Genomic DNA, 23690 nt, shown 5'->3' with positions numbered 1-23690 from the left:
GTGCGCGGCGCGTCCAGCGCCTCATTCGGCCTCGCGCGCGACCTCACGCCAGCCGATGTCGCGGCGGCAGAAGCCGCTCGGAAAGTCGAGCTTGTCCACCGCCGAATAAGCGTGCCCCTGTGCCTCGGTGACGGTCTTTCCCGTCGCGGTGACGTTGAGCACGCGCCCGCCCGCGACGACAAGCGTACGCTCCTCGCGCGCGGTTCCGGCGTGAAAGACGCGCACGCCGCCTGCTTCGGCATCGGCGATGCGGCGGATCGCGCCGCCCTTTTCGGGCGTGCCGGGATAGCCCCGGGCCGCCATCACGACGGTGAGCGCATAATCATGCGCAAAGGCCGGCGTGTCGGCCGCCGCGAGCGCGCCTGTTGCCGCGGCGTGGAGCAGCGCGGCGAGGTCGCCCTTGAACCGCATCATCAGCACCTGGCATTCGGGATCGCCGAAGCGGCAATTATATTCGATCAGTTTCGGGCCTTCGCCGGTGAGCATCAGCCCGGCGAACAGCACACCGACATAGGGCGTGCCGTCGGCGGCGAGCGTCGTCACCGTCGGGCGAATGATGCGATCCATCACCGCGGTTTCGAGTTCGGGGGTGAGGACGGGAGCGGGGCTGTAGGCGCCCATGCCACCGGTATTGGGTCCGGTGTCGCCGTCGCCCACGCGCTTGTGGTCCTGCGCGCTGCCAAAGGCGATTACATCCTTGCCGTCGGACAGGGCAAAGAAGCTCGCTTCCTCGCCCGTCATAAATTCCTCGATCACCACTTCGGCGCCCGCCCCGCCAAAGGCGCCCGCGAACATATCGGCGATCGCGGCTTCGGCATCGGCGCGCGTTTCGGCGATGATCACGCCCTTGCCCGCGGCGAGGCCGTCGGCCTTGATGACCACGGGAATCGCGAAACCCTCGAGCGCGGACAGCGCCTCCTCGGCGCTCGTGCAGCGAACATAGGCGGCGGTGGGGATCGCGGCGCGCGCACACAAATCCTTGGTAAAACCCTTCGATCCTTCGAGCCGCGCGGCGGCGGCCGAGGGACCGAATGTGGGTATGCCGATGTCGCGCAGCCGGTCGGCAAGGCCCGCCACCAGCGGCGCTTCGGGTCCGACGACGACGAAATCAATGCCATGCGCGCGGACAAAGGCGATCAGCCCGTCCAGATCGTCGGCGGCGATCGGCACGCATTCGGCGTGGAGTTCGATTCCCGGGTTGCCCGGTGCGGCATAGAGCTTGGCGCAGCTGGGCGATTGTGCCAGTTGCCATGCCAGCGCATGTTCGCGGCCCCCCGATCCGATGAGCAGGATATTCATGGCAGTTCCTTTTCCCGATGAGGCGTCCGACGATGGCACCGACGCGCGGCTGTTAGCCGAGGAGGCGCCGGGGGACAATGTGCCGCCGCTGTCGGTCAGCCAATTGTCGGCGGCGATCAAGCGCACGGTCGAGGATGGTTTCGCGCGCGTGCGCGTGCGCGGTGAGCTGTCGGGCGCCAAGCGCGCGGCGTCGGGGCATTTTTACGCAGCGCTGAAGGACGATAATGCGCTGATCGACATGGTGATGTGGAAGGGGCAGGCGGCGCGGCTGGCCTTTCGGCCCGAGGACGGGATCGAGGTGATCGCGACCGGCAAACTCACCACTTACCCCGGCCGCTCCAAATATCAGCTGGTCGTCGAAAGCCTGGAGGTCGCGGGCGAAGGCGCACTGATGCTGCTCTTCGAAAAATTGAAGGCGCGGCTGGGCGGCGAAGGGCTGTTCGACCGCGACCGGAAGCAGCCGCTTCCCTATCTGCCGCGCACGATCGGCGTCGTGACCTCGCCGACCGGGGCGGTGATCCGCGACATTCTCCACCGCCTTGCCGACCGTTGCCCGACGCATGTGATCGTCTGGCCCGTGCTGGTGCAGGGCGATGGCGCGGCGGCGCAGGTGGCGAAGGCAATCCGCGGCTTCGACGCGCTCGATACGGGCGGACCGGTGCCGCGCCCCGACCTGGTCATCGTCGCGCGCGGCGGCGGCTCGATCGAGGATCTGTGGGCGTTCAACGAAGAAGTGGTCGTGCGGGCGATCGCCGATTGCCGCATCCCGACGATCAGCGCGGTGGGGCACGAAACCGACGTGACGCTCGCCGACTATGCCGCCGACCGGCGCGCACCAACCCCCACCGCGGCGGCGGAGATGGCCGTGCCGGTGCGTTCCGAGCTGCTCGCCCAGCTCGCGACCTGGGGCGGGCGGATGATCGGCGCGGCGAACCGGGCGCAGGCGCTGGGCGGCGAGCGGCTGGCGGCGCTTGCGCGGCACCTGCCCAAACGCGACGCGCTCTACGCGCCGCAGCGCCAGCGGCTCGACGATGCGGGCGACCGGCTCGATCGCGGGCAGCGCCAGCGGCTGACGGTGCTGGGCGAGCGGTTGGCGTCGCGCGGTGCGGCGTTGCGGCCTCCCTTGCTCGCGCGCGCGTGGGACCGCGACCGGGCAAAGCTCGAAGGGCTGGGGCGGCTGCTCGCGTCGCTCGATCCGCGGGCATTGCTCGCGCGCGGTTACGCGATGGTGCGCGACAGCAGCGGCGCGATTGTCGCGAGCGCGGCGAGGGCGCGGGCGGCCGGGCACCTCCAGCTCCAGTTCGCCGATGGCGAGGTGCCGGTGGCCGCGGCGTCAGGGGAGGGGGGCGACCCCGCCCCGGCGCCTTCTGCGCCGCGCGCCGCGCGCAAGGGGCCGCGATCCGCGCCCAAAGCGGGACAGGGCGAGCTGTTCTGAGCGCGCGGGGGTGGTCCGCGCGGGCGATGCTGCTATAGTCCCGCTTTATCTTTCCCGCCGAATGGACGCAGAATCATGTTGATCGCCAGCAGCAACCGCCTCGCCCGCCTCCAATATGGCCCCAATGGGTTTCGCGTGCTGGCGCCCGGCGATCATGTGCTGTGCGCGGTGACGGGTGTGCCGATCGGGCTTGACGAGCTTCGATACTGGTCGGTCGCGCGGCAGGAAGCCTATGCAAGCGCCGCGCTGTCGGTACAGGCCGAACTGGACGCTGCGCGCGGCGCATGAGGGCCGCGTTCGATTGGCGGTGCGGCGCGATCTGCGCGCTGCTGGCGACGACAGGCTGCGTTCCGGCGACCGAATCCGAAAGTCGGCCTGCGCCCCCGCCCGTCGCGGCACCAGCCCCTACGCCGGTGCCGCCGCCTCCACCTGTCCGCCATGAAGTCACGCTGTCCGGCACCGCCGAACAGGGCGCTGCCATTACCGGGCGCGTGTCGCCGGGCGTGCGCAGCCTGACTCTCGACGGCAAGCCGGTTCCGGTGGCGCCCGATGGCGTCTTCCTGCTCGGTTTCGACCGCGATGCGGGGGCGGAGGCCGAGTTGACCGCGACCTTCGCCGATGGCGCGCGCATCAATCGCTCGATCGCGGTCGCCCCCGGCCGCTGGCGGCTCGAACATATCAACGCGCCCTACCGCGGCAACGCGTCGAGCGACGCCGACTTTGCGCGCCGCCGTCCCGCCGAACTTGCGCAGATCGCGGCGGCGCGTGCGAAACAAGTCGACGCGGACGGCTGGCGGCAGACGTTCCGCTGGCCCGTGACCGGGCGCCTGTCGGGCTTTTTCGGGGCGCAGCGCGTCTATCAGGGAAAGCCGGGCCCCTATCACAGCGGCACCGACATCGCGGTTCCCGCCGGAACGCCCTTTCTCGCGCCCGCCGACGGGGTCGTGACGCTCGCCGCCGATGCGCCTTTCACGCTCGAGGGGCATCTGCTCATCGTCGATCATGGCATGGGGCTGTCGAGCGCGTTCCTCCATTGCCAGCGGCTCGACGTGAAAGCAGGCGACCGTGTCGTGCAGGGGCAGCAGCTCGGTACGGTCGGCCGCACCGGACGCGCGACGGGTCCGCATATGCACTGGGGACTGAGCTGGCAGGGCGCGCGCCTCGACCCCGGAAAGCTTGCCGGCCCGATGGGTGGTTGAGCCGCTCGCCGCGACGGCGGCATCATTGTGAAATCGTAACCAGTGAAACAAAATGTCGCAGGATGCGGCATCGTCGCGCGATGTGTGTCGTGGCATCCCAAGTCTGTTGCAAATACGTCACAATGCGCCGCGAAACGGCCGTTAGCGGGGCAAATTTCCTTTACTCAAGCTGAACGAGGGGTCATCCCGCACGCTATCGGGGCATCTGCGCGCGTCGGCTTTGCGTCGCCGCATCAGGGGTCCGGGTAATTCAATCCACCAGTAGCAAGGGACTGCACTGTGAAGAAAACCCACTATTCCAAGCTGAAACTGGGTGCCGCGCCGCTCGTGATGAGCGTCGCCCTGGTTTCGGCTCCTGCCTATGCGCAGGACGCCGCGGAAGGCGCCACCGGCAACAGCGAAATCGTCGTCACCGGTACGCTGATCCGTAATCCGAATCTCGAACAGTCGACGCCGGTTAACGTCACGACCGCCGACACGATCGAGCTCAAGCAATCGAACGTCGCAGAAGAAGTTCTGCGCGAACTGCCCGGCGTTGTCGCCAACATCGGTTCGGCGGTCAACAACGGCAACGGCGGTGCGTCGTACGTCGACCTTCGCGGTCTCGGCTCGATCCGCAACATCGTCCTGATCAACGGCAACCGCGTCGCGCCGTCGGACGTTAACGGCCGCGTCGACCTCAACAATATTCCGCTCGCGCTTATCGAGCGCGTCGACGCGCTGACCGGCGCCGCGGTGACCACCTATGGTGCCGACGCCATCACCGGTGTCGTCAACTTCGTCACCAAGCGCGACTTCGCGGGCCTTGAAGTCACCGCTTCGAACCAGATTACCGAACGCGGCGACGGCCACATCTTCCGCGTCGACGCGACGATCGGTGCGAACTTCGACGACGGCCGCGGCAACGCGGTGCTGAGCATCGGCTATCAGCAAGCTGACCCCGTCTATCAGGGCGCGCGGTCCTTCTCGGAAAACACGCTCGACAGCTATTCGAACACCTTCATCGGTTCGGGCACTTCGGTTCCGTCGCGCTTTGCGGGCACTCGTCCGCTGACCGCCGCCGGTACGCCGAATACGACCCCCGAATCGGTCTTCACCGGCAATTATGACGCCGATGGCCGCCCCATCTATGTCGCCAACCCCGGCGGTGCTACCAACGGTGGTCTTCGCCAGGTCAACGCGGCAGGTGCGGGTGTCGGCACTTTCGCAACCTATAACTTCAACCCGTTCAACATCTTCCAGACGCCGTTTGAGCGCTTCAACATTTACGCTCAGGCCAATTATGAAGTGTCGGACTCGGTCGAAGTCTACACGCGCGGCATGTTCTCGAAGAACACCGTTTCGACGATCATCGCGCCTTCGGGTTCGTTCGGCGGCACGGTGCCGATCAACCTCAACAACCCCTTCCTGCCCGCGACGTTGCGTAACCAATTCTGTGCTTTCGACGTCAACCCGCGTCCGGACATTTACACGGCTCGCTTCACGCCGGCTGAATGCGCCGCCGCCGCAACTGCGACGGGCCGGTCGGATCCCAACTATCGCGAGATCGGGCAGGGCGGTTTTGTTGCTTTCGACGTCAATAACGATGGCGTGATTTCAGCCGGTGAAGGTTACAATCCGAACCCCGCCGTCACCCTGAACCGTCGTACGCCCGAGGTTGGCCCGCGCATCAGCGACTATCAGACGACCTTCTTCGACTATCGCGTCGGCGTCCGTGGCGGCATCACCGACACGATCGACTGGAGCGTCGAGGGTGCCTATGGCGAATCGGAAAATATCCAGACGATTCAGAACTACACGCTGCAGTCGCGCTTCCGCGAAGCCGCGCTGTCGAACGACGGCGTGACGTGCCAGAGCGGCAACGCCAACTGCGTTCCGGTCAACCTGTTCGGTCCCGAAGGCTCGATCACGCCCGAAATGGCCAATTATCTGTCGGAAAACAGCACGACCGTTAACCGCACCTCGCTGGCGCAGGTCCGTGCGATCGTGTCGGGCGACCTCGGCTTCGCCTCGCCGGGCGCGGTGCAGCCGATCGGCTTCGCGCTGGGCGGCGAATATCGCAAATATACCGCGCAGCAGGCGTCGGATCTGCTCGCCAAGACCCCGGGTGAACTCGGCGGTGCAGGCGGCGCGGCTCCGGACATCGACGGCGCCTATGACGTCTATGAAGCTTATGCCGAAATCGTCGCGCCGCTGATCGAGGACAAGCCTTTCTTTGAAAGCCTGACCCTCGAAGCCGGTGTGCGTTATTCGGATTACAGCATCCGCGGCGCCGGCGGTTACGACACCTGGACCTGGAAAGCCGGCGGCAGCTGGGAACCGGGCGCGGGCGTCAAGTTCCGCGGTAACTACAGCCGCGCGGTCCGCGCGCCGAACATCGGCGAGCTGTTCACGCCGCAGACGGTTGGCCTCACCAACCTCGGCATCGATCCCTGCGCCGGTTCGGCGCCGACGACCGATGCCAACCTGCGCGCGGTCTGTATCGCGCAGGGCGCTCCGGTCGGAACCATCGGTTCGATCACCAACCCGACCGCGGCGCAGGCCAACATCACGGTCGGCGGCAACCTGAACCTCCAGCCCGAAAAGGCGAACACCTGGACGGTGGGTGTCGTGTGGCAGCCGGACTTCCTGCCGCGCTTCAACATGTCGGTCGACTATTACAACATCAAGATCACTGACGTGTTGGGCACGCCGCTGCCGGGCGACATCATTGCCGCCTGTTTCGACGGTCTGTCGGCATCGAGCGCAACCAACCCGGCCTGTACGTCGATCCGTCGTAACCCGATCACCGGTGGTCTTGACGGCGACCCGTCGATCACGCCGGGCCTGTTCGGCCTGACGAACAACCAGGGCCGCCTGTTCACCGACGGTATTGACCTGTTGATGAACTGGAACACCGACCTTGGCTTCGCGAACCTCGCCTGGTCGTTCGTCGGTAACTGGACGAACAGCTCGAAGTTCAACGCCAATGTTGCCAACCCGGATTCGCTCAACCGCGAATGCGTCGGCTACTATAGCGTGAACTGCTCGTTCACCGGCTCGATCCAGCCGGAGTTCCAGTTCTCGAACCGCTTCACGCTGGGCTTCGACACCGTCGACGTTTCGCTGCTGTGGCGCTGGATTGATGGCGTTTCGTTCGAACCGCAACAGCTGGCCGACGACATCGCCGCCGCGGTTGCTGCCGGCACGAGCCCGACCACCGGCTGTCCGGACCCGACGGGTACCGATCCGAACGGTTGCGTCGTCGATCCGCAGTTCCGCAAGGTCAAGGCGCAGAGCTATTTCGACCTGACGGCGCGGTTCAACGTCAGCGAGAATCTGGTGTTCACGGCGACGGTGCAGAATCTGCTCGACAACAAGCCGCCGCTGCTGGGCAACACCATCGGTGCGACCACCTACAACAGCGGCAACACCTATCCGTCGACCTACGACGCGCTGGGTCGCCGCTATGCGGTGTCGGCGAAGCTGAAGTTCTAATCGAACCCAGGCTTTGGCAAGAATTGGGGGCGGACAGCAATGTCCGCCCCTTTTTCTATGCGGCTGAGCGGTCGATGAATTGGCCGTTCAGGGGCGGAGAGCTGCGGTTTCGCTCCCCCGATTCGTCGTCCCGGATCAAGTCCGGGATGACGATGATAGATGTGGCTGCTTTTCGGCCGAAACCGGCCGCGCGTTTCTACGTTGGCGCGGTGACGGCCGGTGGAAGGGTTACCGCAATGCACCGGGCAGGGTGAGCGGGATGCCTGCCTGTTCCGCGACCGCCGCGGCCCAGTCGAAAACCTGCGACACTTCGTCCCCATACGCGCTTTCGGCCGCGGCGAGGTCGCGCTGTCGTTCACCGGGAGCGAAAGCTGCGCCCGACTTGCTGTTGCGTCCCAACGCCGGATGTGCGGCTATTTGGGTCTCGTCGGCCGCGAGACCGAAATGGGTGGTCGCCGCGGCGACTGCTGCGACCGGATCGCCGGTCAGCGCCCTGCTGTCGAGCGACGCAATCCGGTCGGGCGCCCAGTCCAGCAGCGCGGCAAAGGCCTGCTGCTGCGCCAGCCAGCCGATCGCCGCGACTTGCAGGTCGGACTGGCGAAAATAGTCGCGCGGCTCGAACGCAAGCCGTACGAAGCCGTCGGCGAGGTAATTTTCCAGAAGCTCGCGGCACCAAAGGCGGCACCACAATCCCTTTCGCGCAACCGAGAGCAGGAAGTCGCGTAGCGGCGCGTGAAGCAGGATCGCGCGTGCTTGCGGTCGCAACATCAGCGCGCCCCGCGCGAGCGGGTTGAAGATGTTCGAGGGTTTGACGACCACAGCCTCCTGCGCCGTGAAACTCCGCCCGAGCAGGGCGAGCGCGTCGTCCATCACGCGGCCATGCATTCGCGCATCCGCCCCGCGACGCCGCCACCCGATCATGTCGTTAAGGAGAACGGGCTCTGACAGCGACGTTGCAACGCCCGGCCGGTCGAACGCGTGTGCGAGCATCGTCGAGGCGCAATAGGCCGAATGGAAGAGGAAATGGAGCGGCGCCTGCCGCCCCTGAACCGCCGCCGCGCAATCGGTACGGCGGAGCACCAGCGGCTCGGCCGCCTCGCCCAAATGTTGATCGGTGAGGAAGGGGACGGCCATACGCGCCGGGCGCGTGACCGAGCGAAAGTGAAAGGCGTCATGACCGGGATCGTAACGATGTGCGAGCCAGGTGGCATCATCGACGACGGCGGACACAGAGGGCGGAGCGGGCATCGATCGACCTTGCCGATTGGCGTTGGCGATGGCAAGCATGGGCATGGCCAGCGCATCTCCTCCCACTTTAGCGGTCGAAGCCAATCGGCGCGGCATCGCGGCCCTGCAGGCGGGCGACCATGCTTCGGCAGCGAGGCATTTTGCCGAGGCGATCTCCGCCGACCCACATTCGGGAGCCTTGCAGCGTAACCTGGCTTCGGCCCGGCGCGCGCTGGGCGACGATCTGGGGGAACTGGCGGCGCTCGATGCTGCGCTGGCCATTGATCGCCGCGACCTGATCGCGTGGGTGCGCAAGGGCGAACGCCACGAAATGCGCGGTGAGATGGGGCAGGCGCTTGCCGCATGGAGCGCGGCGGTCGCCTTGGGCGGGCAGCTGGACCCTGTGCCGCCGCCGCTTGTACCGCTGCTGGCGCATGGGCAAGATTTCGTCACCCAGGCGACGGGTGCGATGTTCACGGCCGCATCGGCGGCGTTCGAAGACATGCGCGGCGATTTGTCCGAAACCGAGGCCCGACGCGGCGAAGCATTCGTCGCAAGCGCGCTGGGCCGCCGTCGTATCTATCATAACGAATGCGCAGGGGTGTATTACCCCTTTCTGCCCGCCGACGAGTTTTTCGATCGCGGGCATTTCCCCTGGTTCGCCCAGATCGAGTCGCAAACCGACGCGATCCGTTCCGAGTTGCAGGCGCTGCTCGCCGATCCGGGGGAAGCGTTAAGGCCCTACGTCCGGATGGAGCCGGGGTCGCCCGAAAGCCTCTGGTCGCCGCTCGACAACCAGCTCGACTGGGGCGCCTGTTTCCTGTGGGAATATGGCGAACCCAACCAGCTCGTCCTCGATCGCTGTCCAGCGACGGCGGCGGCACTTGCCGCGGTTCCGGGTGCGCGCATTCCCGGCCGGGCGCCAAGCGCCTTCTTCTCGATACTGAAACCGCACACGCGCATCCCGCCGCACACGGGCGTGACCAACACGCGCGCGATCGTGCATCTGCCGCTGATCGTTCCCCCGGGCTGCGGTTTTCGGGTGGGCGGAGAGACGCGCCAGTGGCAAGAGGGCGTCGCCTTCGCCTTCGACGACACGATCGAGCATGAGGCGTGGAACGAGAGCGACGAGCTGCGCGCGGTTTTGATCTTCGACGTCTGGAACCCGCACATGACTGCTGGAGAACGCGAGCTGCTGTTGCGCTATTTCGCATCGGCCGATGCGTCGGGCTATGCGGTGCCGCGTTAGGGTCGTTGCGGGTTCGATTGGGGCTTGCGAAAGGGCGCATCGCCAATAAGATAGCCTGCCTGATCCTGCGGGAAGACCCGCGACAGGAGATATCATATGACCCGGATTGCATCTGCCGTTTTCGTCTTCGCCGGCCTGCTGTCGGCCTCCACCGCCCAAGCCTTCGCTCAGCCCGAGCCCGCCAAGGCGCCATCGGCGATGACACCGACCGAGATCAAGGCGCATAACGAGGGGCTGCTCGCCACCGATCCTGCCTATATCAAATGCCGCAAGACGCTCGAGGTCGGCTCGCTGGTGAAGAAGAACCGCGTTTGCCACACCAACAAGCAGTGGAAGGAAGTCAGCGCGAAAGGCAATCAGGCCGCGCGCGACACGGCCGAGGCGATGACGAGCAAGGCAGGTAGCTCGAACTGATCCGTCGATCGCGGATCGAATGGGAAGGGATATTCGGATGCTGAATTTCATGGCCATTGCGCTGCTTGCCGCCGCGTCGGCACCCGCAGCCGAAGCGAACTCCGAACGGGCACCCCCGGCGCGGGCGCCGTCGGAGATGACCAATGCCGAGATCAAGGCCTATAATGATGGATTGGCGATGACCCATCCCTATTATATCAAGTGCCGAAAGATCGAGGAGATCGGTTCTTGGGTGAAGAAGGCGCGCGTGTGCCGCACCAACGAACAGTGGAAGCAGGCGTGGGCCGAGGGGAACCAGAATGCGCGCGACACCGCCGAGGCGATGACGCGCGCACCCGTCAACAGTAGCAACTGACGATTATCAGAGGCTCCCGACGCGGTTTCAGGCGGCGGACAACACCAGTCCGCCGTCGCCTTCGTCAACTCTGATCGTCGACCCATCCCTGACCTCGCCTTTCAGGATCAGATCGGCAAGCGGGTCTTGCAGATATTTCTGAACGGCGCGCTTCAGCGGCCGCGCGCCATAGACGGGATCATAACCGACGCGGCCGAGCCAGTTGCGCGCCGCATCGGTGAGGTCGAGCGTGACCTTGCGGTCGTCGAGCAGTTTCTGCACGCGCGCCACCTGGATGTCGACGATGCCGCCCATATGCTGCTGCGCGAGACGGTGGAACAGCACGATCTCGTCCAACCGGTTCAGGAATTCGGGCCGGAAATGGCTGCGAACCACTTCCATCACCGCAGGTTCGGCCTGTTCCACCGGCGCGTCGTCGGGGAGCGCGGCGATCGCCTGGCTGCCGAGGTTCGAGGTCAGAATGATCAGCGTGTTGGTGAAGTCGACCGTGCGCCCTTGCCCGTCGGTGAGGCGCCCGTCGTCGAGCACCTGAAGCAGGATGTTGAACACGTCGCCATGCGCCTTTTCGACCTCGTCGAACAGGACGACCTGATAGGGGCGGCGGCGCACCGCTTCGGTGAGCGTACCGCCCTCCTCATAACCGACATAGCCCGGCGGCGCACCGACGAGCCGCGCAACGCTGTGCTTTTCCATATATTCGGACATGTCGATGCGGACCATCGCATTGTCGTCGTCGAACAGAAAGCGCGCGAGCGCCTTGGTGAGCTCGGTCTTGCCGACGCCCGTGGGGCCGAGGAAGAGGAAGCTGCCGACCGGGCGATTGGGGTCCTGAAGCCCCGCGCGCGCGCGGCGCACCGCGGTAGACACGGCGCGCACCGCCTCGTCCTGACCGATGACGCGCTTTCCCAGCGTTTCTTCCATGCCGAGCAGCTTCTCGCGCTCGCCCTCCATCATCCGGTCGACGGGGATGCCGGTCCAGCGGCTCACCACCGCGGCGATGTCGTCGGCGGTGACTTCTTCGCGCAGCATGGCGTTGCCCGACGCGGCCTCGGCCTCCGCGAGCCGTTTTTCCAGGCCCGGAATGGTGCCGTAGGACAGCTCCCCCGCCTTTGCGAGATCGCCCGCGCGCTGCGCCTGGTCGAGCGCCGAGCGCGCGGCGTCGAGCTCTTCCTTGATCTTCGCCTCGGCGTGGATCTTGTCCTTCTCCGCCTGCCACTTCTGCGTCAGTTCGGCCGACTGTTGTTCGAGATTCGCAAGCTCGGCCTGGAGCGCGGCGAGCCGGTCCTTCGAGGCGGCGTCGCTTTCCTTGCCGAGCGCCGATTCCTCGATCTTCATCTGGATGATGCGGCGATCGAGCGTCTCGATCTCCTCGGGCTTCGATTCGACCTCCATGCGGATACGGCTCGCCGCCTCGTCCATCAGGTCGATCGCCTTGTCGGGCAGGAAACGGTCGGAGATATAGCGGTTCGACAGCGTCGCCGCGGCGACGATCGCCCCGTCGGTGATGCGCACGCCGTGGTGCAGCTCATATTTTTCCTTGATGCCGCGCAGGATCGAGATCGAATCCTCGACCGTCGGCTCACCGACGAACACCGGCTGGAAGCGCCGCTGGAGCGCGGGGTCCTTTTCGACATGCTTGCGATATTCGTCGAGCGTTGTCGCGCCGATGCAGTGGAGTTCGCCGCGCGCCAGCGCGGGCTTCAAAAGGTTCGAGGCGTCCATTGCGCCTTCGGATTTTCCCGCGCCGACGAGCGTGTGCATCTCGTCGATGAAGAGGATGATTTCGCCCTCGGCGGATTTCACATCGTCGAGCACGCCTTTCAGCCGCTCCTCGAACTCGCCGCGATATTTGGCGCCCGCGATCAGCGCGCCCATGTCGAGCGCGAGCAGGCGGCGGTCCTTCAGGCTGTCGGGGACATCGCCGTTGACGATGCGCAGCGCGAGCCCCTCGGCGATCGCGGTCTTGCCGACACCGGTTTCGCCGATCAGCACTGGATTATTCTTGGTACGGCGCGCGAGGATCTGCACGGTGCGGCGGATTTCCTCGTCGCGGCCGATGACCGGATCGAGCTTGCCCTCGCGCGCGACCTCGGTGAGATCGCGGGCGAATTTTTGCAGCGCGTCGTACCGGTCTTCGGCGGAGGCGGTGTCGGCGGTGCGGCCGCCGGTCAGCTTGGCGATCGCGGCGTTGAGCGCCTCGGGCCTGACGTCCGCATCGGCAAGGGCCTTGCCCACCGGCGTGCTCGGCGCCAGCACCATGGCCAGCAGGATATTCTGGACCGCGACATATTCGCTGCCCGCCTTTGCGGCGACCTGTTCGGCCTGGTCGAGCAGGCGCACCGCGTCGTTGTCGAGCCCCGGCGTCGCCTGGGCGCCCGACCCCGACACCGCGGGAACTTTGGCGAGAAGGGCGTCGATGCCTTGCACCGCGCGCGCCGTGTCGCCGCCGCTGTTCGCGATCAGTCCCGCGGCCATGCCCTGATTGTCTTCGAGCAGCGCCTTCGCAATATGTTCGGGCGAAATCCGCTGGTGGTTCATACGGATCGCGATCGTCTGCGCCGCCTGCAGAAAGCCCTTGGCGCGGTCGGTGAATTTTTCGAGGTTCATATAGGATAAGCCCCTTTCTTATCGGCGAAGATAGTGTTGCTTTTTGGCAACACAAGGGGTGCGTGGCCCTATCCCTCCCTGATCGTCATCGCGGCGGAGGCCGGGATCTCGCCGCCGCGTTTGGACGCTCGGTCGAGACCCCGGCCTCCGTCGGGGTGACGGATGAGGGAAGGGTTCACCTACGCCCCGCCCCGCGCGAACTGGTCGAGCAGGCGGACACCAAAGCCCGTCATCCCCTTGGGCACGAGCGGGCTTGCCGACTCGCTGCGGTTGACGCCCGCGATGTCGAGGTGCGCCCACGGCATATCGTCTGCGACGAAAAAGCCGATGAAATGAGCGCCGAGGCTGGCACCCGGACCTTGGCCCGACGCGATGTTGCGAATGTCGGCGATGTCGGACTTCATCTTGTCGGCGTAATTTTTGTGCAGCGGCATCCGCCACAATTCCTCGCCGCTCGCGGTGCCGGCAGCGAGCAGCGCGGCGGCGAGATTTTCGTCGCGCGAAAAAAGGCCGGCATATTGATCGTCGAGCGCGCCGACGATCGACCCGGTGAGCGTCGCGATATTGACGATCGCCCGCGGCTTATATTCGCGCGCGATATATTCATTGGCGTCGGCAAGGACGAGACGGCCTTCGGCATCGCTGTTCAGCATTTCGATCGTCTTGCCCGACAGCGTGCGTACGACATCGCCGGGGCGCTGGGCGTTGCCGTCGGGCATGTTTTCGGCGAGTGCCGCGACCGCCACGATGTGGACGGGCGCCCTGGACTTGGCGAGCGACAGCGCGGCGCCAACGACCGATGCAGCGCCCGACATATCGCCTTTCATATTCCACATGCCCGTGCCCGGCTTCAGCGAGATGCCCCCCGAATCGAAGGTGATGCCCTTGCCGATAAAGGCCGTCGGAGCGGCGGGTGCGCCCGCGCCGCGATAGCGCACGGCGAGCAGCCGCGATCCGCGCGGGCTACCCTGGCCGACGCCGACGATCGTTCCCATGCCCAGCCGCCGCATCGCCGCTTCGTCGAGCACCTCGATGCTCACCCCCGGAACGCCCGCAAACGCCGTGCGCACACGCGCGACGAAGCTTTCGGGGTAGATGACGTTGGCGGGTTCGTTGGCGAGATCGCGCGACAGGCGCACACCATCGGCGAGCGGCTGCCAGCGCGCCGCAAAAGCGGCTTCGGCGGCCGAAGGATTGGCGCCGACGAGCGTGACGGGAGCGGCGGGCGGGGCCTTGCGGTCGACCGTCTTGTAACGGTCGAAGCGATACTGGCCGAGCGTGTAGCCATAAGCGACCTCGGCGGCCGAGGCGTCGCCAAAGGCGCCCGCGATGGCAACAGGATGCGCCTCATCCTTCATCTCCTGTGCCGCCTTGCCGCCCGCTTCGGCTAGCGCAAGCGAGGAAGGCACCGGCCCAGCGCCGACGAGCAGGATGCGCGGATGCGCGCCGATGCCGCGCAGCGACAGCGTCGATCCCGCCTTGCCCTCGAAGCTTGCGGCCGCGATCGCGGCTTCGACCGCCTGGCGCTCGGCCGTGGTGAGCTGGGCGCCGTCGAGCGGCGGCAGCGTCGCGTCGGTCATCACGATAACGAGCGCGGCGCCCGCCGGCGCCTGCGAGGCGAAACCGATCGCGCGTTCGGCGCTGTTCGTCGCGGTTGCCGGCGCGACCCCCGACCCGGCGACGCCCTGCGCCATCGCGCCGGGCGCAAGGACGAGCGAAAGGCAGGCCGAAAGAAGCAGTGTTTTCATGCGCATGGATGATGTTCCCCGTTGCTTGATGAGCTGTGACCTGCATAGCCACCGTTCACCTGTCCGCAAATCCGGCTCGACGAACGACAGCGGCTTGCCATCGAACGACATGACCGCCACAGATGCCGCGAGAGCGAAAGCGAAGGGATCGGCGATGCTGCGACGGACTTTTCTGGGATTTCTGTTGCTGTTGGCGCTTACCGCCGTCTCGCTGGCCGTCTGGGAACCATTGACGACCGAGGCAACGGCGGCGCCCGCATTCAAGCCCGCCGATGTCCGCATCGCCCGCGACGGATTCGGCGTGCCGCACATCTTTGGCAAGACCGACGCCGACGTCGCCTATGGCGTCGCTTACGCGCACGCCGAGGATGATTTTTCGACGCTTCAGGAAGTGCTGGCGATGACGCGCGGGCGCGCGGGCGCGATGCTGGGCGAGGATGGCGCAAAGGTCGATTATGCGGCTGCGCTGCTCGATATACGCGCGACGACGGCGCGCGACTGGCCCCGGCTACCCGCCGATGTGCGCACGCTGTTCACCGCCTATGCCGCGGGACTCAACCATTATGCCGACAAGCATCCGGACGAGGTACGGCTGTCGGGCCTGTTCCCGGTGACGGGCGAGGATGTCGTCGCGGGTTTCGTACTGCGCTCGCCCTTTTTCTTCGGCCTCGATTCGGTGCTCGGATCGCTTGTCGAGGGCAAGCCCATCGGGCGCGAGGGCGGTCCCGCGCTCGATGCCACGGGCAAGCTGGTTCCGCGCGAACTGACGCCGGTTGGTCGCGACCCGGCCGACAATGGATCGAATGCGATGGCGGTCGCTCCCGCGCGCTCGACCGATGGCGCGACGCGGCTCGTTTCCAATTCGCACCAGCCGTGGACGGGCGGCGTCGCCTGGTACGAACTGGTCGTGCATAGCGAGGAGGGCTGGGATTTCGCGGGCGCCAACTTCCCCGGATCGCCCTATCCCTTCCTTGGGCACAACAAATATCTGGGCTGGACCAACACGGTGAACCGCCCCGACCTCATCGATGTCTACAAGCTTGTGCTGGATGAAAGCGGCGAGAATTACCGCTTCGACGGCGCGTGGCGCCCGCTCGAAAAAGAGCGCGTCTGGCTCAAGGTCAAATTCGGGCCCTTCGTCCTCCCGGTGCCGCGCACCGTCTATCGCTCGGTCCACGGTCCGGTCGTGAAGAATGATCGCGGTGCTTTCGCCATCCGTTATGCCGGGCAGGACCAGGCGGCGATGGTGACGCAATATTACCGGCTGAACAAGGCCAGGGATTTTGCCGAGTGGCGCGCGGCGATGGCGGGGCAGGGCGTTCCGGCCACCAATTTCGTCTATGCCGATGCGAGGGGCAATATCGGCCTTTTCTATAATGCGATGTTTCCCGATCGGCCTGCGGGGTATAATTGGCGCGGCGTGCTGCCCGGCGACACGTCGGCGGCGGTCTGGACCAAGACGTTGCCGTTCGATCGGGTGCCGGCGCTCGTCAATCCGCGTTCGGGCTATGTGATGAACGCGAACAACACGCCGTGGGTCGCCGCAGGGCCGGGCGACGAACTCGACGCGGCGGCCTTTTCGCCCCTGCTCGGGGTCGAGGACGACATGACGAACCGCGCGGTGCGGCTGATCGAGTTGTTCGAGTCGTCGGGACAGATCGACGAGGCGCGGCTGAAGGCGATCAAATATGACACCGCCTATTCGCGTACCGGTTATGCGAAGGCGTGGATCGACCGGCTGCTTGCGCTCGATACCAAGGGGGACCCGGCGCTTGCCGACGCGCAGGCGCTGCTGCGCAAATGGGACTGGAATCTCGATGGCAAGGGCAAGGGCGACGCGCTGGCGCTGATGGTGCTGCGCCCGGCGAACGGGCGGCACTATCAACGCCGCGCCGCACCCGACCCGCGCGAGGTGCTGAGCGAAACCGTCGCGCATCTGCAGGAGCATTTCGGCGGGCTCGATCCGAAGCTCGGCACAGTGCTGCGGCTCCGCCATGGCGAGGGGCCGAACCGGATCGACCTGCCGCTCGACGGCGGCAACGACACGGTGCGCGCGTCGACGCTATGGGACGCGGAACCCGACGGGCGGCTGAAGGTCCGCCACGGCGACAGCTTCATCATGTTCGTGACATGGGATCGGGCCGGGCGGGTCCGGTCCGAATCGATCCAGCCTTTCGGTGCGGCGACAACGCGCCCCGACAGCCCGCACTATAACGACCAGGCGCCGCTGTTCGTGCGCCACCGGTTGAAACCGGTGCTGTTCGACCCCGCGATGCTGCGGGCGAGCGGGGCGCGTTTCTATCGGCCTTGAAAGGCGCCGGGCGCTGTCCTAGACCATTGATACAGTGCCGTTCGGCACCCCATATTCCGCAGGCCCTGCCTGCGCGCCTTGACCCAGGGGATTTTCATGGCTCGCTTTCGCCGTTTCACTCTCGCTCTTACCCTGTCGACATCGCTCGTCGCGCCGGCGCCCGCATTTGCCAAGGCGGCCGATCCGGCGCCGGTCGCCGACCTCGTGAAGGCGGTCGACATTCCGTATCAGGCCTTCACCCTCGATAACGGCCTGCGCGTCATCGTGCACGAGGATCGCAAGGCGCCGGTCGTCGCGGTGTCGGTGTGGTACCGCGTCGGATCGAAGCATGAGCCGAAGGGCAAGACGGGGTTCGCCCATTTGTTCGAACATCTGATGTTCAACGGATCGGAAAACGCGCCGGGCGATTTTTTCGAACCATTGCAGCAGGTCGGCGCGACCGATTTCAACGGCACCACCTTTCTTGACCGCACCAATTATTTCGAAACGGTGCCGACGGGCGCGCTCGACCGTGCGCTGTTTCTGGAAAGCGACCGCATGGGGCATCTGCTCGGCGCGGTGACGCAGGAAAAGCTCGATAATCAGCGCGGCGTCGTCCAGAATGAAAAGCGCCAGGGCGATAACAATCCCTATGGCCTGCTACGCTACGAGATTTTCGAGAATCTCTTTCCCAAGGGGCACCCTTATCACCACAGCACCATCGGTTCGATGGCCGACCTTAATTCGGCGAGCCTCGACGATGTGAAAAAATGGTTCACCGATAATTATGGCCCCAACAATGCCGTGCTGGTGCTGGCCGGCGACATCGACGTCGCGACGGCAAAGGCAAAGGTCGAGCATTGGTTCGGCGACATCCCCCGCGGCCCCGAGGTCAAGTCCCCGGCCGTGTCGGTTCCGACGCTGCCCGCGCCGCTCGCCAAGGAGGTCAAGGACCTCATCCCCACAACGCGCATTTATCGCATGTGGGCGATCCCCGGACTCAATGACCCCGAATCCGTACCGCTGCAAATGGCGATGAGTGTGCTCGGCGGCCTGTCGTCGTCGCGGCTCGACAATGCGATGGTCCGCAAGGATCCGGTGGCGGTCAGCGTGTCGGCCTATGCCCAGCCGTTCGAGGATGCGGGCATTCTGCTTGTTCAGGCCGATGTGAAGGACGGCGTCGAACCCGCCGTCGTGGCGCAGCGGCTGGACCAGGAAATCGCGTCGTTCCTCGCCACCGGCCCGACAGCCGACGAGTTGCAGCGCGCCGCGGCAAGCTATCTCGGCACGGCGATCGCCGGGCTTGAATCGGTAGGCGGCTTTGGCGGCAAGGCGGTCGCGCTTGCGGAGGGCGCGCTCTATTCGAACGATCCCGGCTATTACAAGGTCGAGCTCGACCGGTTGGCGAAGGCAACGCCCGAAGCGGTGAAGGCGGCGGCGAATAAGTGGCTGTCGCGCCCGGCCTTCTCGCTGACCTATACCCCCGGGGAGCGCACCGAAGGCGGCGAGAATCGCGGCGGTGCCGTGACGGCGGGCAAGGCCGCGGCAGCGGTCGCGCCCGACCGCTATTGGAACCCGGCACTCGGTGACGTGGGCCCCGATAGGGGCCTCGGCACATCGATCGCCGACCGCTCGCAGCTTCCGGAGGTAGCCGGGCTCAAGGCGCTCGATTTCCCTGCGATCGAGCGCGCGAAGCTCAAGAACGGGATCGAGGTCGTCTTCGCAAAGCGCAGTGCGGTGCCGACGGTCAATGTCGCGGTCAGCTTCGACGCGGGCTATGCCGCCGACCCGCGCAGCGCGCTCGGCACCCAGTCGCTGATGCTGAGCCTGATGGACGAAGGTACGACAAAGCTCGATTCGATCGCCTTTGCCGAGGCGAAGGAACGGCTTGGCGCGCAGATCGACGGATCGGCGAACGCCGACGAGACGATTTTCAGCCTGTTCGCGCTGAAACCCAATCTGGCGCCGTCGCTGGCGCTGCTCGCCGACTATATCCGCAACCCCGCGTTCGACGCGAAGGAGCTGGAACGGGTGCGGGCGCAGCAGCTCAACCGATTGAAGGCCGAACTCAACAATCCCAATGCGATCGCCTCGCGTGTGCTGGCGCCCGTGCTGTACGGGGCCGAGCATCCCTATGGCATCCCGCCATCGGGCCTCGGCAATGCGAAGTCGGTGGCGGGCGCGACGCGCGAACAACTCGCGGACTTTCATTCGACGTGGGTGCGCCCGGACCTCGCGACGATCTTTGTCGTCGGCGACACGACGCTGAAAGAGGTGACGCGCCAGCTCGACGCCGCGTTCGGCAACTGGAAGGTGCCCGCGACGCCGAAACCGACCAAGCATTTCGAAATCGCGATTCCAAAGCCCGAGCCGCGCATTCTGCTCGTCGATCGGCCCAAATCGCCGCAGTCGGTGATCCTGGCGGGCCGTGTGATCGACGCGAAAGGCGGCGACGAGCTGGAGGTGCTGCGCGCGGCGAACGATATTTTCGGCGGCAATTTCCTGTCGCGCTTCAACATGAACCTGCGCGAGACGAAGGGCTGGTCGTACGGTGTGCGCACGCGCATCTCGGCCGACAAGGACCGGCTGTCGTGGGTCGCGGCGGCGCCGGTGCAGGCCGATCGCACCGGCGATTCGATCAAGGAGCTGCAAAGCGACCTTCGCGCGTTCCTTGCCGACAAGGGGGTGACCGCCGAAGAGCTGGAGCGCACGATCAACGGCAATGTGCGCGAGCTTCCCGGCAGTTTCGAAACGTCGGGTGACGTGCTCGGCGGGCTACGCGCGATCGCCAAGTTCGGCCGCGCGGACGATTATTATGAAACGCTCGCGGCGACCTATGAGGCGATGACCGCCGAAGAGATCGACGCTGCGGCGCGCGCGACCTTCAGCGTCGATGACCTTGTCTATGTCGTCGTCGGCGATGCAGCGGTGGTGAAACCGCAGCTTGACGGATTGGGTCTACCCGTGGAAACGGTGTCTCCCGCTAACTAACATCAGTTTCAGTAAGGAGAGCGCATATGTCCCAAGTCGATGGCAGCTATGATTGCGTCACCAAGTCGCCGATGGGCGACCAGAAATCGGTCTTCACCGTCAAGAGCGACGGCGACAGCTTCACCGGCCAGAACGCCGGGGCGATGGGTTCGCTCGACGTCGAAAACGGCAAGGTCGACGGGAACAAGTTGACCTGGACCATGAACATGAAGGTGCCGATGCCGATGACGCTCGAATGCGAAGCGACGATCGACGGCGACGCGCTGACCGGCACGATCAAGGCGGGTGCCTTCGGGTCGATGGCGATGACCGGCACGCGCCAGGGTTGATCCGCCTCCGAACCAAAGAGGGGCCGCCTTGCCGCACTGGCAGGGCGGCCCTTTTCGTTGAATAGCATTGTGGCCCGACAAATTCTGACGTCGGGGCTATCCAAAGCGGTCGAGCAGGCCCATATCCGCCGCCATGCATAAAATGACCGACTCCCCCCAACGGTCCCGCATGCCCGGCGACCGCGAAATGGTTTTCATGATGGCGATGGTGATGGCGCTGAACGCGCTCGCGATCGATTCGATGCTGCCTGCGCTGCCGGCGATGGGCGACGGGCTTGGCGTGGCGGTGGCGAACGACCGCCAATATATCATCTCCACCTATCTCCTGGGGATCGGTGTGGGCTCGCTATTTTATGGCCCGCTTGCCGACCGGTTCGGGCGCAAGGGCGTGCTGGTGCCGGCGCTCTTTGCCTATATCGCCTTTTCGGTCGGCTGCGGGCTTGCGACAAGCTTTCCGCTCATGCTCGTGCTGCGGTTCGGGCACGGCGCGGTTTCGGCGGCGCTCGGCGTAGTGGTCGTGGCGGTGATCCGCGACCTGTTTGCGGGCGACGCGATGGCCAGGCGGCTGTCGCTGATTTTTCTGGTCTTTATGATCGTACCGATCATCGCGCCCGCGATCGGGGCGGGGATTGTCGCGGTCGCCAACTGGCGCGCCATCTTCATTGTGCTCGCCGCGATGGGCGGCGTGATGCTGCTGTGGCTTCGGCGCCTGCCGGAAACGCTCGAGCCCGCCAATGTGCGGCCGCTCGACTGGCGGACGATGGTGGCGGGTTGGGGCGTGGTCACGCGCCATCGCCGCGCCGCCGGCTATATGCTGGCGTCGGGGCTGATGCAGGGCGCGCTCTATGGCTATCTCAACAGCAGCGAGCAGATCATCGGCGAGGTGTTCGACGCGCGCGCGATGTTCCCGCTGGTGTTCGCGGTCGTGGCGATCGGCATAGCCATCGCCAATTTTTCCAACGCCGCGATCGTCGAGCGTTTTGGCGCGCGCCGCGTCTCGCAGACCGCGGTGTTCGTCTATATGGCGGTCGCGCTCGCGCAGATTGTGGCTGCGCTCAGCGGCGGCGAGACCTTGTGGATGTTCACGCTGCTGATGATGGTCAATGTCGGGCTGATCGGTTTTATCGGCAGCAATTTCGGGTCGATCGCAATGGAGGATTTCGGCCAGATGGCGGGCATTGCCTCCTCCTACCAAAGCTTTGCCAAGACCTTGCTCGCCGCCATCGCGGGGGCGGCGATCGGCCAGCAATATGACGGCACCACCCTGCCGCTCGCCATGGCCTTTCTGATTGCCGGTGTCGTGGGCTTGCTGCTGGTGATCTGGGCCGAACGCGGCAAGCTGTTCACCCGTCCCGGAACCGCACCGCGCGCGCCCTTCTGACCGGCAAAAGAAAGGGGGCCGAAGCCCCCTTTCCCTTGTCATCATGCGCCTCAGTCGAGCGACGGGACCGGCGGGACCGGCTGCGGCGGCGCATCGGGGTCGTCCTCGTGCACCTCGATGATGCCGCGGCCGACGTGGCTCTTGCGATAGCCATAAAGGAAATAGAGCACGAGCCCGATCGCTCCCCACACGGGCAGCACCATCTTCGCGTCGAACGGCAGGTTGAGGTAGAGGCCGAGCGTGCCGAGGATCGCGAGCGGCGCGATGACCCACACCAGCGGCGTGCGGAAGGGGCGGTGGCGGCCGGGATCCTTGACGCGCAGCGCGAGCACCGCGATCGCCACCATGAAGAAGGCGAAGAGCGTGCCCGAGTTCGAAATGTCGGCAAGCTTGCCCACCGGCAGGAAGGCGGCGAAGCAGGCCACCGCGACGCCGGTGATCATGGTGACGACGTGCGGCGTTTTCCACCTGGGGTGGATCGTCGCGAGCTTTTCGGGAAGCAGGCCGTCGCGCGCCATCACAAAGAAAATGCGCGTCTGGCCGAAGAGCATGATCAGGATCACCGACGGCAGCGCAAGGAAGGCGGCGATGCCAATGGCATTGCCGATCGCCGGATAGCCGATTTCACGCAGCACATGCGCCAGCGCCTCGCGCGAACAAACGAGCGGTTCCTGACCCAGCGCGGCGAGCGAGGCACAGCGTTCGGCGAGCGCGGTCGAACCCGGCGAGAGGATTTCGCCCGCGGCGCCCGAAACCGGCTGCGCCCCCATGGTGCCGATCGCACCGGCAGCGACGAGCAGATAGAAGATGGTGCAAATGCCCAGCGATGCGATCAGCCCGATCGGCACATTCCGCTGCGGATTCTTGGTTTCTTCGGCGGCGGTCGAAACCGCGTCGAAGCCCACATAGGCGAAGAAGATCGACGCCGCGGCGCCGACCGCACCGAGCCCCGCCATCTGGCCGAACCAGCCGTTCGGCATGAAGGGGTCGAAATTCTGGCCCTTCATCATCGGCAGCGTCAGCACGATGAACAGCGTGAGTGCAGTGACCTTGATGACCACGAGCACGGCATTGACGCGCGCGCTTTCCGTCGTTCCGATCATCAAAAGCCAGGTGACGAGCAGTGCGATCACCAGCGCCGGCAGGTTGACAAGGCCGCCCGCATAGGGCCCGACGGTCAGCTCCATCGGCAGGTTTATCCCAGCATTCGCCAATAGCCCGACAAAATAGCCCGACCAGCCGACCGACACCGCCGAGGCGGCGACCGCATATTCGAGGATCAATGCCCAGCCCACGGTCCAGGCGAGCAGTTCGCCCATCACGGCATAGGTATAGGTATAGGCGCTCCCCGAAACGGGCACCATCGACGCGAGTTCGGAATAGCAGAGCGCCGCGACGACGCAGACGAGCCCCGCGATCACGAAGCTCCACATCATGCCCGGCCCCGCCTTTTGCGCGGCTTCGGCCGTCAGCACGAAAATGCCGGTGCCGATAATGGCGCCGATACCGAGCATGGTGAGCTGGAACGCACCGAGCGATCGGTGCAGCGACTTTTTCTCGGCAGTGGCCAAGATGGCGTCGAGCGGTTTGACGCGACCAAATATCATGTAATAGTCCCCTTTGGGGCCCGGCGCGGGCCTCTCCTGGCGGGGCAGACTAACCGCTCCGCACGTCAGCGCAACTTAATTT

Annotated in this window: 16 protein-coding genes; 11 read left to right on the top strand and 5 right to left on the bottom strand. The window is 65.7% G+C overall.

Annotated elements, in window-relative coordinates; translation table 11 throughout:
* Window positions 1-21 precede the first annotated feature (21 nt).
* A complete protein-coding gene (purD, locus tag RIA72_RS11925; protein WP_350032274.1) occupies window positions 22-1299 on the bottom strand; it encodes a phosphoribosylamine--glycine ligase in 1278 nt (425 codons plus the stop codon).
* On the opposite strand from purD, the gene xseA reads away from it, so the two are divergent.
* From xseA to RIA72_RS11905, 4 genes are all read left to right on the top strand, one after another.
* Window positions 1298-2734 carry an exodeoxyribonuclease VII large subunit gene (gene xseA / locus RIA72_RS11920; RefSeq protein WP_350032273.1) on the top strand — a complete coding sequence of 479 codons (1437 nt, stop codon included), beginning with the start codon at window positions 1298-1300 and terminating at the stop codon, window positions 2732-2734. The genes purD and xseA overlap by 2 nt on opposite strands.
* A gap of 75 nt (window positions 2735-2809) precedes the next feature.
* Window positions 2810-3022 carry a DUF2093 domain-containing protein gene (locus tag RIA72_RS11915; protein WP_350032272.1) on the top strand — a complete coding sequence of 71 codons (213 nt, stop codon included), beginning with the start codon at window positions 2810-2812 and terminating at the stop codon, window positions 3020-3022.
* Window positions 3019-3933, top strand: coding sequence for a peptidoglycan DD-metalloendopeptidase family protein (locus RIA72_RS11910; RefSeq protein WP_350032271.1), 915 nt, complete (start codon window positions 3019-3021; stop codon window positions 3931-3933). The genes RIA72_RS11915 and RIA72_RS11910 overlap by 4 nt, the downstream gene beginning before the upstream one ends.
* A gap of 279 nt (window positions 3934-4212) precedes the next feature.
* Window positions 4213-7410: a TonB-dependent receptor domain-containing protein gene (locus tag RIA72_RS11905; protein ID WP_350032270.1), complete on the top strand. Its 3198-nt coding sequence runs from the start codon at window positions 4213-4215 to the stop codon at window positions 7408-7410.
* A gap of 228 nt (window positions 7411-7638) precedes the next feature.
* Here the strand turns inward: RIA72_RS11905 and RIA72_RS11900 are convergent, their stop codons facing one another.
* Window positions 7639-8703, bottom strand: coding sequence for a hypothetical protein (locus RIA72_RS11900; protein ID WP_350032269.1), 1065 nt, complete (start codon window positions 8701-8703; stop codon window positions 7639-7641).
* Between RIA72_RS11900 and RIA72_RS11895 the strand changes: the two genes are divergently transcribed.
* From RIA72_RS11895 to RIA72_RS11885, 3 genes are all read left to right on the top strand, one after another.
* On the top strand, window positions 8702-9886 hold the full coding sequence (locus RIA72_RS11895) for an aspartyl/asparaginyl beta-hydroxylase domain-containing protein (RefSeq protein ID WP_350032268.1): 1185 nt from the start codon (window positions 8702-8704) through the stop codon (window positions 9884-9886). The two genes, RIA72_RS11900 and RIA72_RS11895, sit on opposite strands and share 2 nt — an antisense overlap.
* Before the next feature lie 96 nt (window positions 9887-9982).
* Window positions 9983-10300 carry a hypothetical protein gene (locus RIA72_RS11890; protein WP_350032267.1) on the top strand — a complete coding sequence of 106 codons (318 nt, stop codon included), beginning with the start codon at window positions 9983-9985 and terminating at the stop codon, window positions 10298-10300.
* Between the two features lie 37 nt (window positions 10301-10337).
* Window positions 10338-10655, top strand: a complete 318-nt coding sequence (locus RIA72_RS11885) for a hypothetical protein (protein WP_350032266.1) — start codon at window positions 10338-10340, stop codon at window positions 10653-10655.
* A 27-nt stretch (window positions 10656-10682) separates the two neighbouring features.
* On the opposite strand, the gene clpB is transcribed toward RIA72_RS11885, so the two are convergent.
* Complete coding sequence (clpB, locus tag RIA72_RS11880) at window positions 10683-13262, bottom strand: ATP-dependent chaperone ClpB (RefSeq protein ID WP_350032265.1); 2580 nt, start codon at window positions 13260-13262, stop codon at window positions 10683-10685.
* A 179-nt stretch (window positions 13263-13441) separates the two neighbouring features.
* Window positions 13442-15016, bottom strand: coding sequence for a leucyl aminopeptidase (locus RIA72_RS11875; protein WP_350032264.1), 1575 nt, complete (start codon window positions 15014-15016; stop codon window positions 13442-13444).
* Between the two features lie 148 nt (window positions 15017-15164).
* Between RIA72_RS11875 and RIA72_RS11870 the strand changes: the two genes are divergently transcribed.
* The 4 genes from RIA72_RS11870 (at window position 15165) to RIA72_RS11855 (ending at window position 22001) form a co-directional block, all read left to right on the top strand.
* A complete protein-coding gene (locus RIA72_RS11870) occupies window positions 15165-17321 on the top strand; it encodes an acylase (RefSeq protein ID WP_350032263.1) in 2157 nt (718 codons plus the stop codon).
* A gap of 96 nt (window positions 17322-17417) precedes the next feature.
* The gene (locus RIA72_RS11865) at window positions 17418-20291 is read left to right on the top strand and encodes a M16 family metallopeptidase (protein WP_350032262.1); all 2874 of its coding nucleotides are present in this window, start codon (window positions 17418-17420) and stop codon (window positions 20289-20291) included.
* Window positions 20292-20317: 26 nt separating this feature from the next.
* Window positions 20318-20620 carry a hypothetical protein gene (locus RIA72_RS11860; RefSeq protein ID WP_338426851.1) on the top strand — a complete coding sequence of 101 codons (303 nt, stop codon included), beginning with the start codon at window positions 20318-20320 and terminating at the stop codon, window positions 20618-20620.
* Window positions 20621-20789: 169 nt separating this feature from the next.
* Window positions 20790-22001, top strand: coding sequence for a multidrug effflux MFS transporter (locus tag RIA72_RS11855; protein WP_350032261.1), 1212 nt, complete (start codon window positions 20790-20792; stop codon window positions 21999-22001).
* Window positions 22002-22051: 50 nt separating this feature from the next.
* Here RIA72_RS11855 and RIA72_RS11850 read toward each other — a convergent pair whose 3' ends face one another.
* Window positions 22052-23608 (bottom strand): amino acid permease, encoded by a 1557-nt coding sequence (locus RIA72_RS11850; RefSeq protein WP_350032260.1) that lies wholly within the window; start codon window positions 23606-23608, stop codon window positions 22052-22054.
* Window positions 23609-23690 lie beyond the last annotated feature (82 nt).

The organism is Sphingopyxis sp. (assembly GCF_040216815.1).
Classification (GTDB): Bacteria; Pseudomonadota; Alphaproteobacteria; order Sphingomonadales; family Sphingomonadaceae; genus Sphingopyxis.
Note: the sequence above shows the minus strand (reverse complement) of the source record. Positions and strands in the feature narration are given on the sequence as shown.

What these genes read in the sequence shown, in the direction of transcription:
- RIA72_RS11885 (WP_350032266.1), top strand. Translation starts at nt 10,338, where the DNA reads ATGCTGAATTTCATGGCCATTGCGCTGCTTGCCGCCGCGTCGGCACCC.
- RIA72_RS11910 (WP_350032271.1), top strand. Translation starts at nt 3,019, where the DNA reads ATGAGGGCCGCGTTCGATTGGCGGTGCGGCGCGATCTGCGCGCTGCTG.
- RIA72_RS11895 (WP_350032268.1), top strand. Translation starts at nt 8,702, where the DNA reads ATGGCCAGCGCATCTCCTCCCACTTTAGCGGTCGAAGCCAATCGGCGC.
- xseA (WP_350032273.1), top strand. Translation starts at nt 1,298, where the DNA reads ATGGCAGTTCCTTTTCCCGATGAGGCGTCCGACGATGGCACCGACGCG.
- RIA72_RS11870 (WP_350032263.1), top strand. Translation starts at nt 15,165, where the DNA reads ATGCTGCGACGGACTTTTCTGGGATTTCTGTTGCTGTTGGCGCTTACC.
- RIA72_RS11855 (WP_350032261.1), top strand. Translation starts at nt 20,790, where the DNA reads ATGCCCGGCGACCGCGAAATGGTTTTCATGATGGCGATGGTGATGGCG.
- RIA72_RS11875 (WP_350032264.1), bottom strand. Translation starts at nt 15,016, where the DNA reads ATGCGCATGAAAACACTGCTTCTTTCGGCCTGCCTTTCGCTCGTCCTT.
- RIA72_RS11860 (WP_338426851.1), top strand. Translation starts at nt 20,318, where the DNA reads ATGTCCCAAGTCGATGGCAGCTATGATTGCGTCACCAAGTCGCCGATG.
- RIA72_RS11900 (WP_350032269.1), bottom strand. Translation starts at nt 8,703, where the DNA reads ATGCCCATGCTTGCCATCGCCAACGCCAATCGGCAAGGTCGATCGATG.
- RIA72_RS11850 (WP_350032260.1), bottom strand. Translation starts at nt 23,608, where the DNA reads ATGATATTTGGTCGCGTCAAACCGCTCGACGCCATCTTGGCCACTGCC.
- purD (WP_350032274.1), bottom strand. Translation starts at nt 1,299, where the DNA reads ATGAATATCCTGCTCATCGGATCGGGGGGCCGCGAACATGCGCTGGCA.
- RIA72_RS11890 (WP_350032267.1), top strand. Translation starts at nt 9,983, where the DNA reads ATGACCCGGATTGCATCTGCCGTTTTCGTCTTCGCCGGCCTGCTGTCG.
- RIA72_RS11915 (WP_350032272.1), top strand. Translation starts at nt 2,810, where the DNA reads ATGTTGATCGCCAGCAGCAACCGCCTCGCCCGCCTCCAATATGGCCCC.
- RIA72_RS11865 (WP_350032262.1), top strand. Translation starts at nt 17,418, where the DNA reads ATGGCTCGCTTTCGCCGTTTCACTCTCGCTCTTACCCTGTCGACATCG.
- clpB (WP_350032265.1), bottom strand. Translation starts at nt 13,262, where the DNA reads ATGAACCTCGAAAAATTCACCGACCGCGCCAAGGGCTTTCTGCAGGCG.